Consider the following 236-nt stretch of genomic DNA (forward strand, 5'->3'; position numbering starts at 1 on the left):
GCAACCTCGAACTGGGACCACGGTGACGGTGTGGGAACACAAGAATCGGGCGCGTCGGCTCCCTGCGGTCAGGTCGTCGTCGGGGGTGCCGGTGGCCTCACCGCGGCCTCGGCGACATCCGGGTGCGACATGATCCATCTTGGGGCGGGCCTATCAGCTACCCAATGGTGGATCGATCACGGTCGGCTCAATGGAATGAGCAAGGACCTGTTCTCCGCGCACCTCTATCAGACGTC

1 pseudogene is annotated in these 236 nt (G+C 64.0%); it reads left to right on the forward strand.

Annotation, left to right across the window (positions count from 1 at the left end):
* Positions 1-30 precede the first annotated feature (30 nt).
* Positions 31-236 (forward strand): annotated as a pseudogene (locus OSB52_RS25220) (hypothetical protein); the annotation flags it as partial.

Source organism: Gordonia aquimaris (assembly GCF_026262595.1).
Lineage (GTDB): Bacteria > Actinomycetota > Actinomycetes > Mycobacteriales > Mycobacteriaceae > Gordonia > Gordonia tangerina.